Source organism: Streptomyces sp. NPDC058052 (assembly GCF_042885515.1).
Lineage (GTDB): Bacteria > Actinomycetota > Actinomycetes > Streptomycetales > Streptomycetaceae > Streptomyces.
The window spans coordinates 1-18,736 of record NZ_JBHVRX010000033.1 but is presented as its reverse complement, the minus strand read 5'-3'; the positions used below and the strand labels follow the sequence as shown (position 1 = coordinate 18,736).

At 71.2% G+C, this 18,736-nt stretch carries 20 protein-coding genes; 12 read left to right on the top strand and 8 right to left on the bottom strand.

What is annotated here, in order from left to right; all coding sequences use genetic code 11:
* Positions 1–31: 31 nt before the first annotated feature.
* From ACFVU3_RS32555 to ACFVU3_RS32535, 5 genes are all read left to right on the top strand, one after another.
* Entirely contained in the window at positions 32–409 is a 378-nt protein-coding gene (locus ACFVU3_RS32555) for a phage holin family protein (protein ID WP_390071940.1), read from the top strand.
* A 9-nt stretch (positions 410–418) separates the two neighbouring features.
* Positions 419–961 (top strand): low molecular weight protein-tyrosine-phosphatase, encoded by a 543-nt coding sequence (locus tag ACFVU3_RS32550; RefSeq protein WP_390071938.1) that lies wholly within the window; start codon positions 419–421, stop codon positions 959–961.
* A gap of 4 nt (positions 962–965) precedes the next feature.
* Complete coding sequence (locus tag ACFVU3_RS32545) at positions 966–2,126, top strand: cystathionine gamma-lyase (RefSeq protein WP_390071936.1); 1,161 nt, start codon at positions 966–968, stop codon at positions 2,124–2,126.
* Between the two features lie 194 nt (positions 2,127–2,320).
* Positions 2,321–3,217, top strand: a complete 897-nt coding sequence (locus ACFVU3_RS32540) for a LysR family transcriptional regulator (protein WP_390071934.1) — start codon at positions 2,321–2,323, stop codon at positions 3,215–3,217.
* A 35-nt stretch (positions 3,218–3,252) separates the two neighbouring features.
* Positions 3,253–3,732, top strand: a complete 480-nt coding sequence (locus tag ACFVU3_RS32535) for an NUDIX domain-containing protein (protein WP_390071932.1) — start codon at positions 3,253–3,255, stop codon at positions 3,730–3,732.
* Here ACFVU3_RS32535 and ACFVU3_RS32530 read toward each other — a convergent pair.
* Complete coding sequence (locus ACFVU3_RS32530; RefSeq protein WP_390071931.1) at positions 3,664–4,896, bottom strand: globin domain-containing protein; 1,233 nt, start codon at positions 4,894–4,896, stop codon at positions 3,664–3,666. The genes ACFVU3_RS32535 and ACFVU3_RS32530 overlap by 69 nt on opposite strands.
* 327 nt (positions 4,897–5,223) lie before the next feature.
* Here ACFVU3_RS32530 and ACFVU3_RS32525 point away from each other — a divergent pair, with 327 nt between their 5' ends.
* The 3 genes from ACFVU3_RS32525 (at position 5,224) to ACFVU3_RS32515 (ending at position 7,232) form a co-directional block, all read left to right on the top strand.
* Positions 5,224–6,087, top strand: a complete 864-nt coding sequence (locus tag ACFVU3_RS32525) for a GNAT family N-acetyltransferase (protein WP_390071929.1) — start codon at positions 5,224–5,226, stop codon at positions 6,085–6,087.
* Positions 6,088–6,277: 190 nt separating this feature from the next.
* Positions 6,278–6,736 carry a MarR family winged helix-turn-helix transcriptional regulator gene (locus tag ACFVU3_RS32520; protein ID WP_390071926.1) on the top strand — a complete coding sequence of 153 codons (459 nt, stop codon included), beginning with the start codon at positions 6,278–6,280 and terminating at the stop codon, positions 6,734–6,736.
* Between the two features lie 43 nt (positions 6,737–6,779).
* Positions 6,780–7,232: a GNAT family N-acetyltransferase gene (locus ACFVU3_RS32515; RefSeq protein WP_390071924.1), complete on the top strand. Its 453-nt coding sequence runs from the start codon at positions 6,780–6,782 to the stop codon at positions 7,230–7,232.
* 125 nt (positions 7,233–7,357) lie between these two features.
* Here ACFVU3_RS32515 and ACFVU3_RS32510 read toward each other — a convergent pair whose 3' ends face one another.
* Together ACFVU3_RS32510 and dnaB are read right to left on the bottom strand one after the other, a co-directional pair.
* On the bottom strand, positions 7,358–8,740 hold the full coding sequence (locus ACFVU3_RS32510) for a serine hydrolase domain-containing protein (RefSeq protein ID WP_390071922.1): 1,383 nt from the start codon (positions 8,738–8,740) through the stop codon (positions 7,358–7,360).
* A 36-nt stretch (positions 8,741–8,776) separates the two neighbouring features.
* Positions 8,777–10,276, bottom strand: coding sequence for a replicative DNA helicase (gene dnaB / locus ACFVU3_RS32505; RefSeq protein WP_383814552.1), 1,500 nt, complete (start codon positions 10,274–10,276; stop codon positions 8,777–8,779).
* Between the two features lie 441 nt (positions 10,277–10,717).
* Between dnaB and ACFVU3_RS32500 the strand changes: the two genes are divergently transcribed.
* Positions 10,718–12,055 carry an MATE family efflux transporter gene (locus ACFVU3_RS32500; RefSeq protein ID WP_390071920.1) on the top strand — a complete coding sequence of 446 codons (1,338 nt, stop codon included), beginning with the start codon at positions 10,718–10,720 and terminating at the stop codon, positions 12,053–12,055.
* A 199-nt stretch (positions 12,056–12,254) separates the two neighbouring features.
* Here ACFVU3_RS32500 and rplI read toward each other — a convergent pair whose 3' ends face one another.
* From rplI to rpsF, 4 genes are all read right to left on the bottom strand, one after another.
* The gene (rplI, locus tag ACFVU3_RS32495; protein ID WP_030493790.1) at positions 12,255–12,701 is read right to left on the bottom strand and encodes a 50S ribosomal protein L9; all 447 of its coding nucleotides are present in this window, start codon (positions 12,699–12,701) and stop codon (positions 12,255–12,257) included.
* Positions 12,702–12,719: 18 nt separating this feature from the next.
* On the bottom strand, positions 12,720–12,956 hold the full coding sequence (rpsR, locus tag ACFVU3_RS32490; protein ID WP_005315025.1) for a 30S ribosomal protein S18: 237 nt from the start codon (positions 12,954–12,956) through the stop codon (positions 12,720–12,722).
* 79 nt (positions 12,957–13,035) lie between these two features.
* Complete coding sequence (locus ACFVU3_RS32485) at positions 13,036–13,635, bottom strand: single-stranded DNA-binding protein (RefSeq protein WP_390071918.1); 600 nt, start codon at positions 13,633–13,635, stop codon at positions 13,036–13,038.
* A gap of 72 nt (positions 13,636–13,707) precedes the next feature.
* The gene (gene rpsF / locus ACFVU3_RS32480; protein ID WP_004950685.1) at positions 13,708–13,998 is read right to left on the bottom strand and encodes a 30S ribosomal protein S6; all 291 of its coding nucleotides are present in this window, start codon (positions 13,996–13,998) and stop codon (positions 13,708–13,710) included.
* 297 nt (positions 13,999–14,295) lie between these two features.
* Here rpsF and ACFVU3_RS32475 point away from each other — a divergent pair, with 297 nt between their 5' ends.
* From ACFVU3_RS32475 to ACFVU3_RS32465, 3 genes are all read left to right on the top strand, one after another.
* Complete coding sequence (locus tag ACFVU3_RS32475) at positions 14,296–14,604, top strand: hypothetical protein (RefSeq protein ID WP_390071916.1); 309 nt, start codon at positions 14,296–14,298, stop codon at positions 14,602–14,604.
* A gap of 122 nt (positions 14,605–14,726) precedes the next feature.
* The gene (locus ACFVU3_RS32470; RefSeq protein WP_390071914.1) at positions 14,727–15,845 is read left to right on the top strand and encodes a lipid II:glycine glycyltransferase FemX; all 1,119 of its coding nucleotides are present in this window, start codon (positions 14,727–14,729) and stop codon (positions 15,843–15,845) included.
* A gap of 96 nt (positions 15,846–15,941) precedes the next feature.
* A complete protein-coding gene (locus ACFVU3_RS32465) occupies positions 15,942–16,973 on the top strand; it encodes an alanine racemase (protein ID WP_390071912.1) in 1,032 nt (343 codons plus the stop codon).
* Between the two features lie 34 nt (positions 16,974–17,007).
* Here ACFVU3_RS32465 and ACFVU3_RS32460 read toward each other — a convergent pair whose 3' ends face one another.
* Complete coding sequence (locus ACFVU3_RS32460; protein ID WP_390071911.1) at positions 17,008–18,561, bottom strand: glycosyltransferase family 87 protein; 1,554 nt, start codon at positions 18,559–18,561, stop codon at positions 17,008–17,010.
* Positions 18,562–18,736: the final 175 nt, after the last annotated feature.

Below are 18,736 nucleotides of genomic sequence, written 5' to 3'. Positions count from 1 at the left end.
TGGCCCGATCGTGTCTGCCACGATCAGACACATGAAGAATTTCGTAGTCAAGACACTCGCCAACGCGGGCGCCCTGGCGGTCGCCATCTGGCTCCTCCAGGACATCACCCTGACCGGTGAGAGCACGGGCAAGAAGATCGTCACCCTGCTCCTCGTCGCCCTCGTCTTCGGCCTCGTCAACGTCCTCGTCAAGCCGATCGTGAAGCTCCTGACGCTGCCCCTCTTCATCCTGACCCTCGGGCTGATCACCCTGGTGGTCAACGCCCTGATGCTGCTCCTCACGTCGTGGCTGGCCGACCAGTTCGACCTCAGCTTCCACGTGGAGGGCTTCTGGACCGCCGTCCTCGGCGGCCTGATCATCTCCGTCGTCTCGTGGGCGCTCAACGTGGTGCTCCCCGACGGGGACTGAGGGATCGCCATGGCCTACCGCGTCTGCTTCGTCTGCACCGGCAACATCTGCCGCTCCCCGTTGGCCGAGCACGTCTTCCGCGCGCGCGTGGAGGAGGCCGGCCTCGGCGGTGCGGTCGAGGTGGACAGCGCGGGCACCGGCGGCTGGCACGAGGGCGACGGGGCGGATCCGCGCACCGTGGCCGTCCTGGAGGAGCACGGCTACACCTCCGGCCACACCGCCCGGCAGTTCCGCGCCTCCTGGTTCCCGGCCCTCGATCTGGTCGTCGCGCTCGACGAGGGCCACGTCCGGGAACTCCGCCGCCTCGCCCGCACCCCCGACGAGGCGTCGAAGATCCGGCTGCTCCGCTCGTACGACCCCTCCGCCGGGGACGCGCTCGACGTCCCCGACCCTTACTACGGAGGGCCGGAGGGCTTCGAGGAATGCCTGGAGATGACCGAGGCCGCGAGCGAGGGACTCCTCGCCGCGGTCCGGGAAGGACTCCGGAGCGGCCCCCGGGAGCCGCTCCCGGAGGAACATCGGGGGGACGAGATCGAGGAAAGGACCCCGTGAACCCGTGAGCCCCCAGGAACAGCACCACCACGGCGAAGGCCCCGGCGACGGGACCCTCGCCGTGCGGGCCGGACTGCCCGAGCCCGTCAAGCACGAGCCGACCCTGCCCGGACCGGTGTTCGCCGCCCACTTCCACCTCCCGGGCGAGCCCACCGGCCCCTACACCTACGGCCGTGACGAGAACCCGACCTGGACCCATCTGGAACGGGCCATCGGCACCCTGGAGGCGCCCGGCGCGTCCGGCGTCGAGACCGTGGTCTTCGCCTCCGGCATGGCCGCCATCTCCGCCGTGCTGCTCTCGCAGCTCTCCACCGGCGACGCCGTCGTCCTGCCGGCCGACGGCTACCAGGCCCTGCCGCTCCTCCACGAACAGCTGCGCGCGTACGGGATCGAGGTGCGCACCGCGCCCACCGGCGGCGACGCCCAGCTCGACGTCCTCGACGGCGCCCGGCTGCTGTGGATCGAGACTCCGTCCAACCCGGGGCTCGACGTCTGCGACATCCGCCGGCTGGTGGAGGCGGCGCACGCCGGCGGGGCGCTCGTCGCCGTCGACAACACCCTCGCCACCCCGCTCGGCCAGCGGCCGCTGGAACTCGGCGCGGACTTCTCGGTCGCCAGCGACACCAAGGGCATGACCGGCCACGGCGACATCCTGCTCGGCCACGTCAGCTGCCGCGACCCGCGGCGGGCCGCGGAGGTACGGCGCTGGCGCAAGATCGTCGGCGCCATCCCCGGCCCCATGGAGGCATGGCTCGCCCACCGTTCGCTGGCCACGCTCCAGCTGCGGATCGACCGCCAGTGCGCCACCGCCCTGGAGCTCGCCCGGGTCCTGGCCGACCACCCCGACGTGACCGGGCTGCGCCACCCCGGACTCCCGGACGACCCCTCGCACGCGGTCGCCGCCCGGCAGATGCGCCGCTTCGGCTCGGTGATCTCCTTCGAGCTCGCCGACCGCGCCCGCGCCGAACGCTTCCTGGACGAACTGCGCCTGGTCGACGACGCCACCAGCTTCGGCGGGGTGCGCTCCTCGGCCGAGCGGCGCGGACGCTGGGGCGGGGACGCCGTCGCCGAGGGCTTCATCCGCTTCTCGGTCGGCGCCGAGGACCCGGAGGACCTGATCGCCGACGTGCTGCGGGCGCTCGACGCCGCGCGCAAGGCAGGCTGACGGGGCTCGGACCGGGGCGCTCCGAGCCTCCCCCCTCGTGGCTCGGAACGCCCCCGGTCCTCACGCGGAACCCACTCGGACAAGGCTAGTTGACTGTGCGTCAGTGTCCAATCACGGTAGCGACAGCGACCTATCGACATATTTATAGTGGGACGATCCTGCGATGACGGACGGCCGGCCGGGGAGGGGCGTACATGGATCTGGCCCTGCTGCGCACGTTCGTCGCGGTGCACCGGGCCGGTTCCTTCACCCGCGCCGCCGCGCTCCTCGGTCTCTCCCAGCCCGCCGTCACCAGCCAGATCCGCACCCTGGAACGGCAGCTCGGCCGGCCGCTCTTCCTGCGGCAGGCCCGCGGGGTCACCCCGACCAGCATCGGTGACGAACTCGCCCACCGCGCCGCCCCGCACCTGGACGCCCTGGTCGAGATCGCGGAGACCGGGCTCGACGCCGAGCGCGGGGTCCGCACCCTCCACGTCGCCGGCCCCCCGGAGTTCACCTCCCTGCGCGTCCTGCCCGCGCTCGCCCCGCTCGCCGCCCAGGGCCTCGCCCTGCGCGCCTCCTTCGTCGGCAACACGGAGGAACTGCTCGACGGGCTCGCCGCCGGCCACCACGACCTGGCCCTCGCCACCGCCCGGCCGCGCGGCGGGCTGCTCACCGCCACCGCGCTCTGCGACGAGGAACTCGTCCTGGTCGCCGCCCCGCGCTGGGCCGCGAGGCTCTCCCCCGAGGTGCTGCTCTCCACCGGCGCGGTCGTCCTGGAGCAGCTTCCCGTGGTCGAGGTGCACGAGTCGCTGCCCTTCGCCACCCGCTACTGGGCCGCCGTCTTCGAGACCGAACCGGCCGCGGCCGCCACCGTCATCGCCCCCGACCTGCGGGCCGTCCGGGAGGCCGCGGCCGCGGGAGCCGGACTCGCCGTGCTGCCCCGCTACCTCTGCGAGGAGGCGCTGGAGCGGGGACGGCTCGTGGCGCTGCTCGAACCCCCCGTGCCACCGCTGCGCACCTACTTCCTGGTGGCCCGGACGGGAACCCTCGCCCTGACCCACATCGCGCGCGCCCACGAGGAACTGGTGCGGGCCGCGGGGGAGTGGTGAGTTTCAGCCCGGCGAGAACGGGCCATTTTCTTCCCATGACCGAACGCCCCGTGGTCAAGCGCACCGCACGCGCCATCCTGCTCGACGGAGACGACCTCATCCTCATCAAGCGCACCAAACCGGGGGTGGATCCGTACTGGCTCACGCCCGGTGGCGGCGTCGAGCCCTCCGACTCCACCGTCGTCGAGGCCCTCCACCGCGAGGTGCACGAGGAACTCGGCGCCAAGATCGTCGATGTGGTCCCCTGTTTCGTCGACACCGTCGAGCACATCGTCGACGGCGGGGTCTCCGGCGTGAAGGTCCAGCACTTCTTCGTCTGCCGCCTGGAGTCGATGGACCTCGGACTGCGGCACGGCCCCGAGATCGACGAACCCGTCGGCGAGTACGAGATCGTCCGGGTGCCCTTCAGCCGTGTCGGGATCGCCGCCGTCCACCTGGTGCCGCTCTCACTGCGCCACTACCTCGACGGGAACATCGAGGGCGTCCGCGCGATGCACGCGCCCGACCTCGGCTGACCCGGCCCCCACCGCGGCGAGCTCCGTCGGGAAGTCGTGACGGATCCGCTCGGTGGGGACCCCCGAGCCGCGCAGCACGTCGATGCCCTGCCGGACCATGCCGAGCGGGCCCGAGAGGTAGGCGTCCCGTTCCGTCCAGGGGCCCGCCTCCCGGACCGCCTCCGTCAGCGGGCACTGCGCCTCGGTGACGGGGTGGACCGCGAGCCACGGAAAGGTCTTCTGGAGCCGCAGCAGGGTGTCCATGTCGTAGAGGTCGTGGCCCCTGCGGGCGCCGTAGAACACGTCGACCTGCCTCCGGTCGCCGTGCTCGGCGACGTCCTCCACCAGCGCCTTGATCGGCGCGATGCCGGTCCCGCCGCCCAGACAGAGCAGCCCGGTGTCCGTGGCGTGGTCGACCGTCATCGAGCCGGCCGGCGGGCCCAGCCGGAGCACGTCCCCGGGCCGCGCCCGGTGGACCAGCGCCTGGGAGACCCACCCGGCCGGGACGGACTTGACGTGCAGGGTGAGCAACCCGTCCGGGCGGGGCGCCGAGGCGAAGGAGTAGTGCCGCCAGATCCGCGGCCACCAGGGGGTCTCCAGCGTCGTGTACTGCCCGGCGAGGAACGGGTAGGGCGCGTCCGGTCGCAGGGTGAGCACGGCGATGTCGGGGGTCCGCAGATCGTGCGAGACCACCTCCGCCTGCCACCAGGCGGGCGCCCGCGCCTCGTCCTCGCAGGCCGCGTCGATCATGATCTGCGAGATCGCCGTGTACGCCCGGACCCAGGCCGCCTCGGTCTCCGCGTCCCAGCTCCGCTCCGCGTACCGGACCAGCGCGCCGATCAGGGCCTCGCCGACCGCCGGGTAGTGGGCCGCCTCGACGCCGTACTTGCGGTGGCCGCGCCCGAGATGACCCAGGTACTCGCCGAGGAACGCACTGTCGTCCATCCGCTCGGCGACGGTGAGCAGGGCCTTGAGCAGACGGTCCCGCTGGGCGTCCATCGCGGCCGGGAAGAGGTCGCGTAGGGCCGGGTTCCGCACGAAGAGCAGCGCGTAGAAGTACGAGGTCACCTTGTCGGCGACCGGGGCGATCTCCTCCAGGGTGCGGCGGACGAGCACCGCATCGGGGGAGGGCTCCGCTATTCGGGCCCCCGTCCCGTCGGTCGTGCTGGTCGGACCATCCATCATGTGCCTCGCCTCACGCAGCCGGGCTTCCGTGCTCGCAGCATGGCCGCCGCCGGAAGGGCTTCGGGCGGAAAGCGTCGTTCTCGGGCCAAAGGGCCGAGTTGCGGACTAGGCTCCACTCTTTCGGCGCGCGGCACCCGCCGGCCGCCGGTGGCTCGGTGGCCCACCACTCCCGCAGCGCACCTGCCCCCTCCCGCGCAAGAAGTCCGCAGAGGGCGTGCAGGGGACATGCGGGGAACGTGCGAGGGATCCGCGGGGGCCACGTTTCACGTGAAACATCACCTGAAAACCTCTGGACGGAAGATCACCCCGTCGGAGAGCCTGGCCGTCATGCCGATCTCCCCCACAGACCTCGCACAACTTCCCGTCCGGCGCCTCGGTCCTGCCGACCTCCTGGCCTGCGCCGACCTCTCCGAGAACCGCGGCTGGCTCCGCGAGGAGCACAAGTGGGGCCTACTCCTCACCGCGGGCACCGGATACGGCATCGACGACCCCGCCGGTGACGGGCTGCTCGCCGCCTGTGTGGTCACCTCGTACGGCCCCGAGCTCGCGGCCATCGGCATGGTGCTCGTCGCCGAGCGCTACGCCCGCCGGGGTGTCGGGCGCCGGCTGATGCGGTACGTGCTGGCGGAGGCGGGCGAGACCCCGCTGACGCTCTACGCCACCGCGAACGGGCAGCCGCTCTACGAGGGGCTCGGCTTCACCGAGGTCGGCCGCTCCGAGATGCTGAAGGGCCACTTCTCCGCCGCCGTGCCCGCCCCGCGCGTCCCGGTCCGCCCGGCCACTGCCGAGGACCTCCAGGAGATCCTCCGCCTCGACGAGGAGATCTTCGGCCTCGACCGCACCCCGCTCATCACCCGGCTCCCGGCCTTCGCCGACCACCTGCGGGTCGCCGTCGAGGACGGCGCGATCATCGGCTTCGCCGCGGCCTGGCCCAACATGGACACCCATGTCGTCGGCCCGCTGATCGCCCGTGACACCGCCACCGCCCAGGCGCTGGTGGCCTCGCTGGCGGCCGCCACGGACCGGCCGCTGCGCACGGACGTCGACCTCCGGCACACCGAGCTGCTCGACTGGCTCAAGGAGAACGGCCTGGACCCGGTCATCACCAACGCCATGATGGTCCGCTCCACGCCCGGCCTCCCCGGCGACGCCGACCGCCGCTTCGCCCCACTGACCGTCGCGGCCGGCTGAGACCCGACCGATCCCGCTGGGGGCGGACCGCCGCGGCGGAAGCCCGGAGCATTCCGGTGAACTTCCCACCGCAGCGCGACGCCTCAGGCGCAACAAACGCCGCAATACTTGCACACGCGCACTATTGCGCCCATCCACTACCCTGGATCCGGAGCAACGCCATCGGCGAGGAGAGGGACGAGGAGAGACCATGACCGCGACGGACCCCGCTCTCACCGGGCTGGCACAGCGCTGGTGCGCCCTCTCTCTGCTGCACGGCCGCATCGAGTCCCACGTCGAGCGCGCGCTGGAGTCCGGGCACGGTCTGAGCGCCCGCGAGTACTCGCTCCTCGACGTCCTCAGCCGCCAGCACGACGGCCCCGGCGGACACCTCCAGATGAAGCAGGTCGCCGACGCGGTGGTCCTCAGCCAGAGCGCCACCACCCGGCTGGTCACGCGCCTGGAGGACCGGGGTCTGCTCACCCGCTATCTCTGCGCGACCGACCGGCGGGGCATCTACACCGACGTCACCGAGGCCGGCCAGAAGCTCCTCACGGAAGCCCGCCCCACCAACGACCGCGCCCTGCGCGAGGCCCTGGACGAGGCGGCGAAGAACCCGGAGCTGGCCCCGCTGGTCCAGGTCCTCGAAGGCGAGACCGCGGTCGTATGACGGGCGGGCCCGCGGGCGCGCCCGCGGGTCGTACGCTGCGGGCATGAGCGATCTTGAGATCCGTCCCGCCACCGCGGAGGACGTGCCCGCGATCGTCGCGATGCTCGCCGACGACCCCCTCGGCGCCCAGCGGGAGTCCCCGGACGACCCGGCGCCGTACCTCACCGCCTTCGCCCGGCTCGCGGACGACCCCAACCAGCACCTCGTCGTCGCCGTCCGCGGCGGGAAGGTCGTCGGCACCCTCCAGCTGACGATCGTCCCCGGACTCTCCCGGCGCGGCGCCACCCGCTCGATCATCGAGGGGGTACGGATCCACTCCGAGGAACGCGGCAGCGGTCTGGGGACGCTGCTCATCGAGTGGGCCGTCGAGGAGTCCCGGCGTCTGGAGTGCGTGCTGGTCCAGCTGACCTCGGACGTCACCCGCACCGACGCCCACCGGTTCTACGAGCGGCTCGGCTTCGAGGCGAGCCATGTGGGATTCAAGCGGGCCCTCTGACGACTGACTCCCGCCCCCTGATCGCTGACCGGTCCGACGGGGAACGCCCATGTTTCACGTGAAACACGGGCGTTCGTGCCGGGTGGCGCGTCACGCCGTCGGGACGTCACGCCGTCGGGACGGGATCAGAGCCCGCGCCAGCCCTTCTCGTCCACCCCGCCCGGGACCGCGTCCCCGGGCTCGTACGGCTCCCGGGTGAAGACGAACGAGGCCAGGTCGAGGTGGCTGACGCTGCCGTCGGGGCGCCGCACCACCCGGAGCGTCTCCCCCGCGTAGTACCCGTCCAGGCCGATCCAGCCGCCCTCGGGCAGCGCCCGGAACCTGGCACGGCGGCCGGCGCCCCGCAGCGGCTCCAGCACGACACCGCGCTCCGCGCCGAGCCGCAGGCAGTAGGAGTACGTCCCCCAAAACCAGGGACCGGTCAGGGCCAGAAGCTCCTGATCGACCTCGGACGCGGGCAGAGGCCGCCACGGCTCGGGGAGGCGCGGCTCGGCCTCCGCCACGATCCGTACGAGCTCCGCGGCGACCACCCCGGGCTGCGGCCCGCTCGTCGCGTTGGCGAGGGCCACGCCGACCAGGCCCTCCTCGACGTCCACCCACAGACCGGCGACGAAGCCCGGCAGCGAGCCGCCGTGACCGATGAGCGTGCCGCTCTCCCCGTGGGCGAGCTGGACCCCGAGGCCGTACCCCATCTGCACGTCACCGGGGGCCGGCGGAGCGGCAGGGACGCGCATCTCGGCGACGGTGGAGGCGCTCAGCACGCGGTCGTCGCCCTCCGCCAGGAAGAGTCCGAAGCGGCAGAGGTCGGCGGCCGTCGACCACAGCTGCCCGGCGGGAGCCATCACTCCGAGGTCCTCGGAGGGCTCGGGCAGCATGACGTCCGCCCAGGGGTGCACCGCCCAGCCCCCGGCGTGCGGGGCGACCGGCTCCCCCGTCGTCCGGTCCATGCCCAGGGGCTCCAGGATCTCGGTCCGCAGCGCCTCCTCCCAGGAGACCCCGCGCACGGCCTCGACCAGCGCGCCGAGCAGGGTGTAGCCCGGGTTGGAGTAGTGGAAGCCGCGGCCCGTCGGGTGGAGCGCCGGCGTCTCCCCCAGTACGTCCGAGAGCTCGGGCCGAGACGCCCCGGGCGTCCGCTCCCACCAGGGCGAGGGGGTCTCCGCGGCAAGTCCCGCGGTGTGGCCGAGCAGCTGGGCGACGGTCACCTCGCCCACCCCGGTGCCGGGCAGGTGCTTCTCCAGCGGGTCGTCGAGACCGATCAGCCCCTCGTCCCGCAGCCGCAGGACGAGGACGGCGGTGAACACCTTGGTGATCGAACCGATCCGGTACTGCGTGTCGGCGTCAGGGGCGTGACCGTCGACGCAGCTGCGGGAACCGCTCCAGACCATCGCTCCCCCACGTGCGACGGCCCCCACGAACGAGGGCGCGCGGCCCTCGCTCTGGGCGCGGGCCACGCGGTGCAGCAGAGAACGTTCGGTGGTGGGCAGCAGGGCTTCGAAGGCAGAGGTCATGGGGCGATCATGCCGCGCCGGCCCGCCCGGGCACGATCAGGTTTGTGCCATGTCCACGAAGCGCGAGTAGTGGCCCTGGAAGGCGACGGTGATGGTGGCCGTCGGGCCGTTACGGTGCTTGCCGACGATGATGTCGGCCTCGCCGGCCCGCGGGGACTCCTTCTCGTAGGCGTCCTCGCGGTGGAGCAGGATGACCATGTCGGCGTCCTGCTCGATGGAGCCGGACTCACGGAGGTCGGAGACCATCGGCTTCTTGTCGGTGCGCTGCTCGGGTCCACGGTTCAGCTGGGAGAGCGCGATCACCGGGAGTTCCAGCTCCTTGGCGAGGAGCTTGAGGTTTCGCGACATGTCGGAGACCTCCTGCTGGCGGCTCTCCTGCCGCTTGGAGCCGCCGGACTGCATCAGCTGGAGGTAGTCGATGATGACGAGCTTGAGGCCGTTGCGCTGCTTGAGCCGACGGCACTTGGCGCGGATCTCCATCATCGACAGGTTCGGGGAGTCGTCGATGTAGAGCGGGGCCTGGGAGACGTCCGGCATGCGGCGGGCCAGCCGGGTCCAGTCCTCGTCGGTCATGGTGCCGGAACGCATGTGGTGCAGGGCGACCCTGGCCTCGGCCGAGAGCAGTCGCATCGCGATCTCGTTGCGGCCCATTTCGAGGGAGAAGATGACGCTGGGCAGGTTGTGCTTGATCGAAGCGGCCCGGGCGAAGTCCAGGGCGAGCGTCGACTTACCCATGGCGGGACGGGCCGCGATGATGATCATCTGGCCGGGGTGGAGTCCGTTGGTGAGCGAGTCGAGGTCGCTGAAGCCGGTGGGCACACCGGTCATCTCGCCGCTGCGGGAGCCGATCGCCTCGATCTCGTCGAGCGCGCCCTCCATGATGTCGCCGAGCGGCAGGTAGTCCTCGGTGGTCCGCTGCTCGGTGACCTTGTAGATCTCCGCCTGGGCGGAGTTCACGATCTCGTCGACGTCGCCGTCGGCCGCGTATCCCATCTGCGTGATCTTGGTGCCGGCCTCGACGAGGCGGCGCAGCACGGCCCGCTCGTGGACGATCTCCGCGTAGTACGAGGCGTTCGCCGCGGTCGGGACCGACTGGACGAGGGTGTGCAGGTAGGAGGCGCCGCCGACGCGGTTGATCTCGCCGCGCTTGGTGAGTTCGGCGCCGACCGTGATGGGGTCGGCGGGCTCGCCCTTGGCGTAGAGGTCGAGGATCGCGCCGAAGACGGTCTCGTGCGCGGGCTTGTAGAAGTCGTGGCCCTTGATGATCTCGACGACGTCGGCGATGGCGTCCTTGGAGAGCAGCATGCCGCCGAGCACGGACTGTTCGGCGTCGAGGTCCTGCGGAGGGACCCGCTCGAAGCCGGAGAGTCCGCCGTCCCAGGGACCGTCGCTGCCGCGCTCGTGCTGCTCGTCGCGACCCCGGCCGCGCCCGCGGCCCTCGCCGCGGCCTTCACCACGACCTTCGCCGCGCCCTTCACCACGCGTGCGGACGGGCAGCCGGTCGCTCGGTCCACCGTCCGCCCAGGGGTCGTCCATGGGCTCGGGAACGCTCACCCGCCACCTCTTCCCGTCCGCTCCGCGGACCTCGCCGTGCCACTCCTTCTTACGCCACGGCCTTGATCAAAGAGTGGCTTTGCGTCCGCTTCTGGCGCGTCGGGCGCCGGTCCACGGTAGGCCCGCGAGGGGCATCAGCCAATCTGGTTATCCACAGGCTCTGTGGGTGAAGGCCCCGATGCTGTGGATAAGCTGCCGGATCCTGTGCACGGACCGGGGGACAGCCATGTGGACAAACTCATAGCTCCCACCTTCCTATGGCCCTGACCTGGGACTTCTCCATCCACGGGCTGTGGGGGAGAAAAACTTTTCCCCCAGGGCCACGATCAGAACAAACAGCCCACACCCGAAGCCCCGCTCCCCTCAAAAGTAAGGATCACAGATGCATTGCATCACTTACCTGTGGACGATTAGATTGACCCCATGACCCAGGCCCCCACGAGCTCCAAGGCCGCACTGCGCCGACACGACCGCGAGATCCTCTCGCTCGCCCTGCCGGCCTTCGGCGCCCTCGTCGCCGAACCGCTCTTCCTGATGGTGGACAGCGCCATCGTGGGACACCTCGGCACCCCCCAGCTCGCGGGCCTCGCCATCGCCGGTGCCCTGCTCTCCACCGCCGTCAGCGTCTTCGTCTTCCTCGCCTACGCCACGACGGCCGCCGTCGCCCGGCGGGTCGGCGCCGGCGATCTGCCCGCCGCCCTCCGACAGGGCATCGACGGCATCTGGCTGGCCCTCCTCCTCGGCCTCGCCGTCGTCGCGGTCACCCTCCCCACGGCCCCCTGGCTGGTCCAGGTCTTCGGCGCCTCCGACACCGCCGCCCCTTACGCGACCACGTATCTGAGGATCTCGATTCTGGGCATCCCCGCGATGCTGATCGTCCTGGCGGCCACCGGTGTCCTGCGCGGACTCCAGGACACCCGGACCCCGCTCTACGTGGCCATCGGCGGCTTCGCGGTCAACGGCGCCCTCAATGTCGGCCTGGTCTACGGCGCCGGACTCGGCATCGCGGGCTCAGCCTGGGGCACCGTCATCGCCCAGGTCGGCATGGCCGTCGCGTACCTCGTCGTGGTCGTCCGGGGCGCGCGGCGCAACGGCGCCTCGCTCCGGCCCGACGCGGCCGGCATCCGTGCCTCCGCCCAGGCGGGCGTCCCACTGCTGGTCCGTACGCTCTCGCTGCGCGCCGTCCTGATGATCGCCACTGCCGTAGCCGCCCGCCTGGGCGACACCGAGGTCGCCGCCCACCAGATCATCATCTCCCTCTGGAACCTGATGGCCTTCGCCCTGGACGCCATCGCCATCGCCGGCCAGGCCATCATCGGGCGCTACCTCGGCGCCGACGACGCGGACGGCGCCCGCCAGGTCTGCCGTCGGATGGTCCTGTGGGGCGTGGTCTCCGGCGTGGTCCTCGGACTGCTGCTCGTGGTGGCCCGCCCGCTCTTCATCCCGCTCTTCACCGATGACCCCGCCGTCCAGTCCACACTGCTTCCGGCCCTGCTCGTCGTGGCGCTCTCCCAGCCGATCTCCGGAGTGGTCTTCGTCCTCGACGGCGTCCTGATGGGCGCGGGTGACGGCCCCTACCTCGCCTGGGCGATGCTGCTCACGCTGGCGGCCTTCGCTCCCGTCGCCCTGCTCGTGCCGGTGTTCGGAGGCGGCCTGACCGCGCTCTGGTGGGCGATGACGCTGATGATGGTGGTCCGGTTGGGCACGCTCTGGTTCCGGATGCGCTCCGGCCGCTGGATCGTCACGGGCGCCACCCGCTGACCTGGACGCCTGTTTCACGTGAAACAGCCTGAACAGCCCGAACAGCCCGAACAGCCCGAACAGCACAAACAGCGCAAACAGCGCAAACAGCGCAAACAGCCACAAGCGCATGTTTCACGTGAAACAGCGGAAGGGCCGCACTCCGTGAGGAGTGCGGCCCTTCCTTCTGCACCGAAGCGCAGAACTGCTGAGCGCAGCGTTACGCGGCAACGACCTCGATGCCGAGCTTCGCGGCGACCTCGGGGTGCAGACGCACGAGCACCTGGTGCGAGCCCAGGGTCTTGATCGGCGAACCGAGCTCGACGCGACGCTTGTCGACCTCGGGGCCACCGGCGGACTTGATCGCCGTGGCGACGTCGGCCGGGGTCACGGAGCCGAAGAGACGGCCGGCGTCGCCGGAGCGAACGGCCAGGCGCACCTTCGTGCCCTCGAGCTTGGCCTTGACCTCGTTGGCCTGCTCGATGGTCGCGATCTCGTGGATCTTGCGGGCGCGGCGGATCTGCGCCACGTCCTTCTCGCCACCCTTGGTCCAGCGGATCGCGAAACCACGCGGGACCAGGTAGTTGCGAGCGTAGCCGTCCTTGACCTCGACGACGTCGCCGGCCGCACCGAGGCCGGAGACTTCCTGGGTGAGGATGATCTTCATTTTTCGGTCACCCTTCCCTTATCGCGCGGTGGACGTGTAGGGCAGCAGCGCCATCTCACGGCTGTTCTTGACGGCCGTGGCGACGTCACGCTGGTGCTGCGTGCAGTTGCCGGTCACGCGGCGGGCACGGATCTTGCCGCGGTCGGAAATGAACTTCCGCAGCATGTTCGTGTCCTTGTAGTCCACGTACGCGGTCTTGTCCTTGCAGAACGCGCAGACCTTCTTCTTAGGCTTGCGCACAGGCGGCTTCGCCATGGTGTTTCTCCTGTGTGATCAAGAAGTGTGGGGTACGAGCTGCCCCCAGGGGTCTCTTCCGGAAACCGGAAGGGACTCCCTAGAAGGGGGGCTCGTCCGAGTAGCCGCCGCCGGAGTTTCCACCCCAGCCGCCACCGCCGCCGGCCTGCTGGCCGCCGCCGGAGGACGAGCCGCCAGTGGCCCACGGGTCGTCGGCGGGAGCACCGCCGCCGCCCTGCTGGCCGCCGCCGCCGGAGTTTCCACCCCAGCCACCGCCGCCACCCTGCTGGCCACCGCCGCCGCCGAAGCCGCCGCCGCCACCCTGACCACCGCGGCCGGTGGTCTTGGTGACCTTGGCCGTGGCGTTGCGCAGGCTGGGACCGACTTCCTCGACGTCCAGCTCGAAGACCGTGCGCTTGACGCCCTGGTTGTCCTCGTAGGACCGCTGCTTGAGCCGGCCCTGCACGACGACGCGCATGCCGCGCTGAAGGGACTCGGCGACGTTCTCCGCCGCCTGACGCCAGACCGAGCAGGTCAGGAACAGGCTCTCGCCGTCCTTCCACTCGTTGGTCTGACGGTCGAAGGTGCGGGGAGTGGACGCGACGCGGAACTTCGCGACCGCCGCACCGGACGGGGTGAAGCGCAGCTCGGGGTCGTCGACGAGATTGCCGACGACCGTGATGACGGTCTCGCCTGCCATGGGTGAACCTCTCGGCGGGATTGCTTCTGGCTGCTTGCTGCTACTCGGACCCGATTACCTCTGAGCGGAAGCTCAGTGGGTCTCGGGACGGAGGACCTTGGTCCGGAGGACCGACTCGTTCAGGTTCATCTGGCGGTCGAGCTCCTTGACGACCGCAGGCTCGGCCTGCAGGTCGATGACCGAGTAGATGCCCTCGGGCTTCTTCTTGATCTCGTAGGCGAGACGACGACGGCCCCAGGTGTCGACCTTCTCGACCTTTCCGTTGCCCTCACGGACGACGGAGAGGAAGTTCTCGATCAGCGGGGAGACAGCGCGCTCCTCGAGATCGGGGTCGAGGATGACCATCACCTCGTAGTGACGCATGTGGAACCCACCTCCTTTGGACTCAGCGGCCACGGTCGTTCCGTGGCAGGAGGGTCGTGATGCGTGAGCGACGGTATCGGCGGCCACTGACAACGTGCCCCGACGAGCGGGGTGTGTCGGTGGTCCTGGAGAACCAGTCCTGGCAGGACCAGGGCAGACACCGGCGCAGACCGTACAGAGTACCTGCACATCGCCTTGCGGTTGAAATCCGGCGGGGAGGGGACGCAATCTGTACACATCGGACGTCGGCGGCGCTAGGATGCGCCGCCCTCCGCTCGGCACGCCAGGAGGTGCCCCATGGCACAGGCAATGCGACCCGACCCCGGCCACTCCCTCTTCGCCACGGACGGCAAGCCGCACCCGCTCCAGGACACGCTGCTCGCGGTGACCCTGGTGCTCGGCATCCTGTCCTTCGTGACGGCGCAGTTCCACAGCCTGCACCTGCTCAGCTCATGGTCGGGCCTGATCGGCATCCTGACCGGGGCCTACGGACAGTTCATCTCCGTCACCACCCGCGAACGCTTCTTCCTGATCATCGGCCTCGGCGCCGCCGCCGTCGGCTTCTACCTCGGCATGGCCCACGGAGGGCTCTTCGGCGGCGTCTGAGCCGACGCCGGGCACGTCAGGGCCCACGCGGCCCACCGGGGCGCTCCCCGGTCGCAGTAGGCTTCGGCGCGAGAGCCGGAGCCCCTGACCGATGGGGACACACCTGCCGAGGAGCGCCCCGCATGAGCCTGACCCTGAGGACCATCAGCCGAGAGCAGCATCTGGCGTACATCCAGACTCTGCCCGGCGCGAGCCACTGCCAGGTCCCGGCGTGGGCGGACGTGAAGACCGAGTGGCGCTCGGAGAGCCTCGGCTGGTTCGACAAGGGCGGCGAGCTCGTCGGCGTCGGCCTGGTGCTCTACCGGCAGCTCCCCAAGCTCAAGCGCTACCTGGCCTACCTCCCCGAGGGCCCGGTCATCAACTGGCACGCCCCCAACCTCGACGAGTGGCTCCAGCCCATGCTGGCCCACCTCAAGCAGCAGGGCGCCTTCTCCGTGAAGATGGGTCCGCCGGTCGTCATCCGCCGCTGGGACGCGGCCGCGATCAAGTCCGGCATCCAGGACCCGGACGTCAAGCGCCTCAAGGACGTCCAGGCCACGCACGTCGAGCCGCGCGCCTTCGAGGTCGCCGACCGGCTGCGCCGGATGGGCTGGCAGCAGGCCGAGGACGGCGGCGCCGGCTTCGGCGACGTGCAGCCCCGTTACGTCTTCCAGGTCCCGCTGGCCAACCGTTCCCTCGACGACGTCCTCAAGGGCTTCAACCAGCTGTGGCGCCGCAACATCAAGAAGGCCGAGAAGGCCGGCGTCGAGGTCGTCCAGGGCGGTTACGAGGACCTCGCCGAGTGGCAGCGCCTGTACGAGATCACCGCGGTGCGCGACAAGTTCCGGCCGCGCCCGCTCTCGTACTTCCAGCGCATGTGGAACGTCCTCAACAACGAGGACCCCAACCGGATGCGCCTCTACTTCGCCCGCCACAACGGCGTGAACCTCTCCGCGGCGACGATGCTCGTCGTCGGCGGCCATGTCTGGTACTCGTACGGCGCCTCCGACAACATCGGCCGCGAGGTCCGCCCGTCCAACGCCATGCAGTGGCGGATGCTTCGCGACGCGTACGCCATGGGCGCGACCGTCTACGACCTGCGCGGCATCTCGGACTCCCTCGACGAGACCGACCACCTCTTCGGCCTGATCCAGTTCAAGGTCGGCACCGGCGGCGAGGCCGTGGAGTACGTCGGCGAATGGGACTTCCCGCTGAACAAGCTCCTGCACAAGGCGCTCGACATCTACATGTCGCGCCGCTGACGCTCCCCGCGGGGCTTGCGTACCCTCGTAAGTCCGCGGGTTTCGTACACATCTCCGACTCTCCACCGCAGCCATCAGAAAGGTTCCGGGCCGGCCATGGCGCTCTCCCTCTACGTCGACACCGCTCGCTGGCGGGCGCACCAGAAGACCGTGATCGACCAGTTCCCCGGTCTGATCCCGGTCTGCAAGGGCAACGGCTACGGCTTCGGGCACGAGCGGCTCGCCGAGGAGACGGCCCGTTTCGGCGCCGACATGCTCGCGGTGGGGACCACGTACGAGGCCGCGAAGATCAAGGACTGGTTCGGCGGCGACCTGCTGGTCCTCACGCCGTTCCGGCGCGGCGAGGAGCCCGTGCCGCTGCCCGACCGGGTGATCCGCTCCGTCTCCTCCGTGGACGGCGTGCACGCCCTGGTCGGCGCCCGCGTCGTCATCGAGGTCATGAGCTCGATGAAGCGGCACGGCGTCCGTGAGGAGGAGCTCGCGCTGCTCGCCTCCGCGATCGAGGACGTGCGCCTGGAGGGCTTCGCCCTGCACCTGCCGCTCGACCGCCCGGACGGCACGGACGCCGTCGAGGAGGTCATCGCCTGGATGGACCGGCTGCGCGCCGCCCGGCTGCCGCTGCACACCATGTTCGTGAGCCACCTGCGGGCCGAGGAGCAGGCCCGGCTCCAGCAGCAGTTCCCGCAGACCCGCTTCCGCGCCCGGATCGGCACCCGGCTCTGGCTGGGCGACCACGAGGCCACCGAGTACCGCGGTTCGGTCCTGGACGTCACCCGGGTCGCCAAGGGCGACCGCTTCGGCTACCGGCAGCAGAAGGCCGCCTCGGACGGCTGGCTGGTCGTGGTCGCCGGCGGCACCTCGCACGGCGTCGGCCTGGAGGCCCCGAAGGCGATGCACGGCGTGATGCCGCGCGCCAAGGGCGTGGCCCGGGCCGGTCTGGCCACGGTGAACCGGAACCTTTCGCCGTTCGTCTGGGCGGGCAAGCAGCGCTGGTTCGCCGAGCCGCCGCACATGCAGGTGTCGATCCTCTTCGTGCCGGCCGACGCGCAGGAGCCTCAGGTCGGCGACGAGCTGGTGGCGCACCTGCGCCACACCACGACGCAGTACGACCGGCTCGTGGAGCGCTGAGCCCCCCGGCCGGCCGTACGGTCGCGCCCTGCGGTCACCCCCGGGAGCCCTCGGCCCCGGGGGTTCCCCATGTCACGAGGAGCTCCTGTCCGCCCGTCTCCGGCGCGGGGGCCGCGTGCCGGGCCGGGTGGGCGGCCCTGCCCACGACGAAGACGTCCGGGGCGCCGTCCAGGACACCTCCCGAGGGGTCGTCGGAGCCGTCGCGCCGGACGGGGTCCTTCTCGGGCGCCAGGATGTCCCGTACGACCATGGCGCACAGGTACAGCGTGCCCAGCAGGTGCAGCACGACCGCGAAGTGGTAGCCGTCGAGCGGCAGCCCCTGCTTGCTGCCGCTGCCGGTGAACGCGAGGTACATCCAGACCCCGAGGAAGTACAGGACCTCGCAGGACTGCCAGACGAGGAAGTCGCGCCAGCGCGGCCGGGCGAGCGCGGCGAGCGGCACCAGCCACAGCACGTACTGCGGCGAGTAGACCTTGTTGGTGAGCACGAACGCCGCGACCATCAGGAACGCCAGCTGGGCCAGCCGGGGCCGGCGGGGAGCGGCGCAGGCCAGCCACGCGAGGCCGCCGGCGGCGAGCGCCAGGAGCAGCAGCGCGTACAGGTTGGCCCGCTCGGGCGGGATGGCCGTGCCGCCGCGCTGGCTGACGAGCAGCCAGACGGAGCCGAAGTCGACGTTCCGGTCGCGGCTGAAGAGGTAGAACTGCTTCCACCCCTCGGGCGCGAGGAGCATCACCGGCAGGTTCACCACGAGCCAGGAGCCCGCCGCGCCGAGCAGCGCGGTGCCGAAGGCCCGGAGCCGTCCGGCCCGCACGCAGAGCAGCAGCAGGGGCCACAGGAGCAGCAGCGGGTAGAACTTGGCGGCGACGGCGAGGCCGAGCAGGACGCCGGCCGCGAGCGGCCGGGAGCGGGACCACATGAGGATCGAGGCGGCGGTGAGGGCCACCGCCAGCAGGTCCCAGTTGATCGTGGCCGTGAGCGCCACGGAGGGCGCCAGGGCGACCAGCAGGCCGTCCCAGGGGCGCCGGCGGTGCGTCCGGGCCACACAGACGGCGAGGACGGCCGCGCAGGCCATCAGCAGGCCGGAGTTGACCAGCCAGTACGCCTTCTCCTGGGCCTGGAGCTCGCCGCCGGGGGTCAGCCAGGCGGCGACCTCCATGAAGAGCCCCGTCAGGACGGGGTACTCCAGGAACGGTATGTCGCCGGGCAGCCGGTCGAAGTAGGGCACGAGCCCCTCGGCGAAGCCGCGTCCTGCGAACAGGTGCGGGATGTCCGAGTAGCAGGCGTGGGTGTACTGGGAGGTGGTGCCGCGGAACCAGGCCCAGTTGTAGCAGGGCAGCTTCTGCACCATGCCGAGGGCGAACATGCCGATGGCCACCAGGCCGATCACGCGCACCGGCGTGAACTGCCCGCCCGCGGGCCCGCTGCCCGGCAGGGCGCGGCGCCCGTAGCGGCCGCCGATGAGTTCGCTGCCCGCGGCGGCCACCTCGTCGCGCCGGGTGGGGGCGACGGTCGGGGGCGTGTCCTCGCGCGCTCCGTCCGGCGCCGCGGGCCCGTCCAGGGGTCCGCTCGTCTTCTTCAGGCTCGGCATGGGGGACATCCTGCCGTACGCCCCTGGGAATCCGGCCGTGGCCGGGACCGAAACCGGTGGCGGGGGGGGCGGGGTGTAGGGGAAAAAACAAAGACGCCGCGGGGAACCCCGACGGCGCCCCCGGGCGCCCCCCGCCCCCCCCCCGGGACCAGAAGGTCGTCGCCCCAAAGGTCCG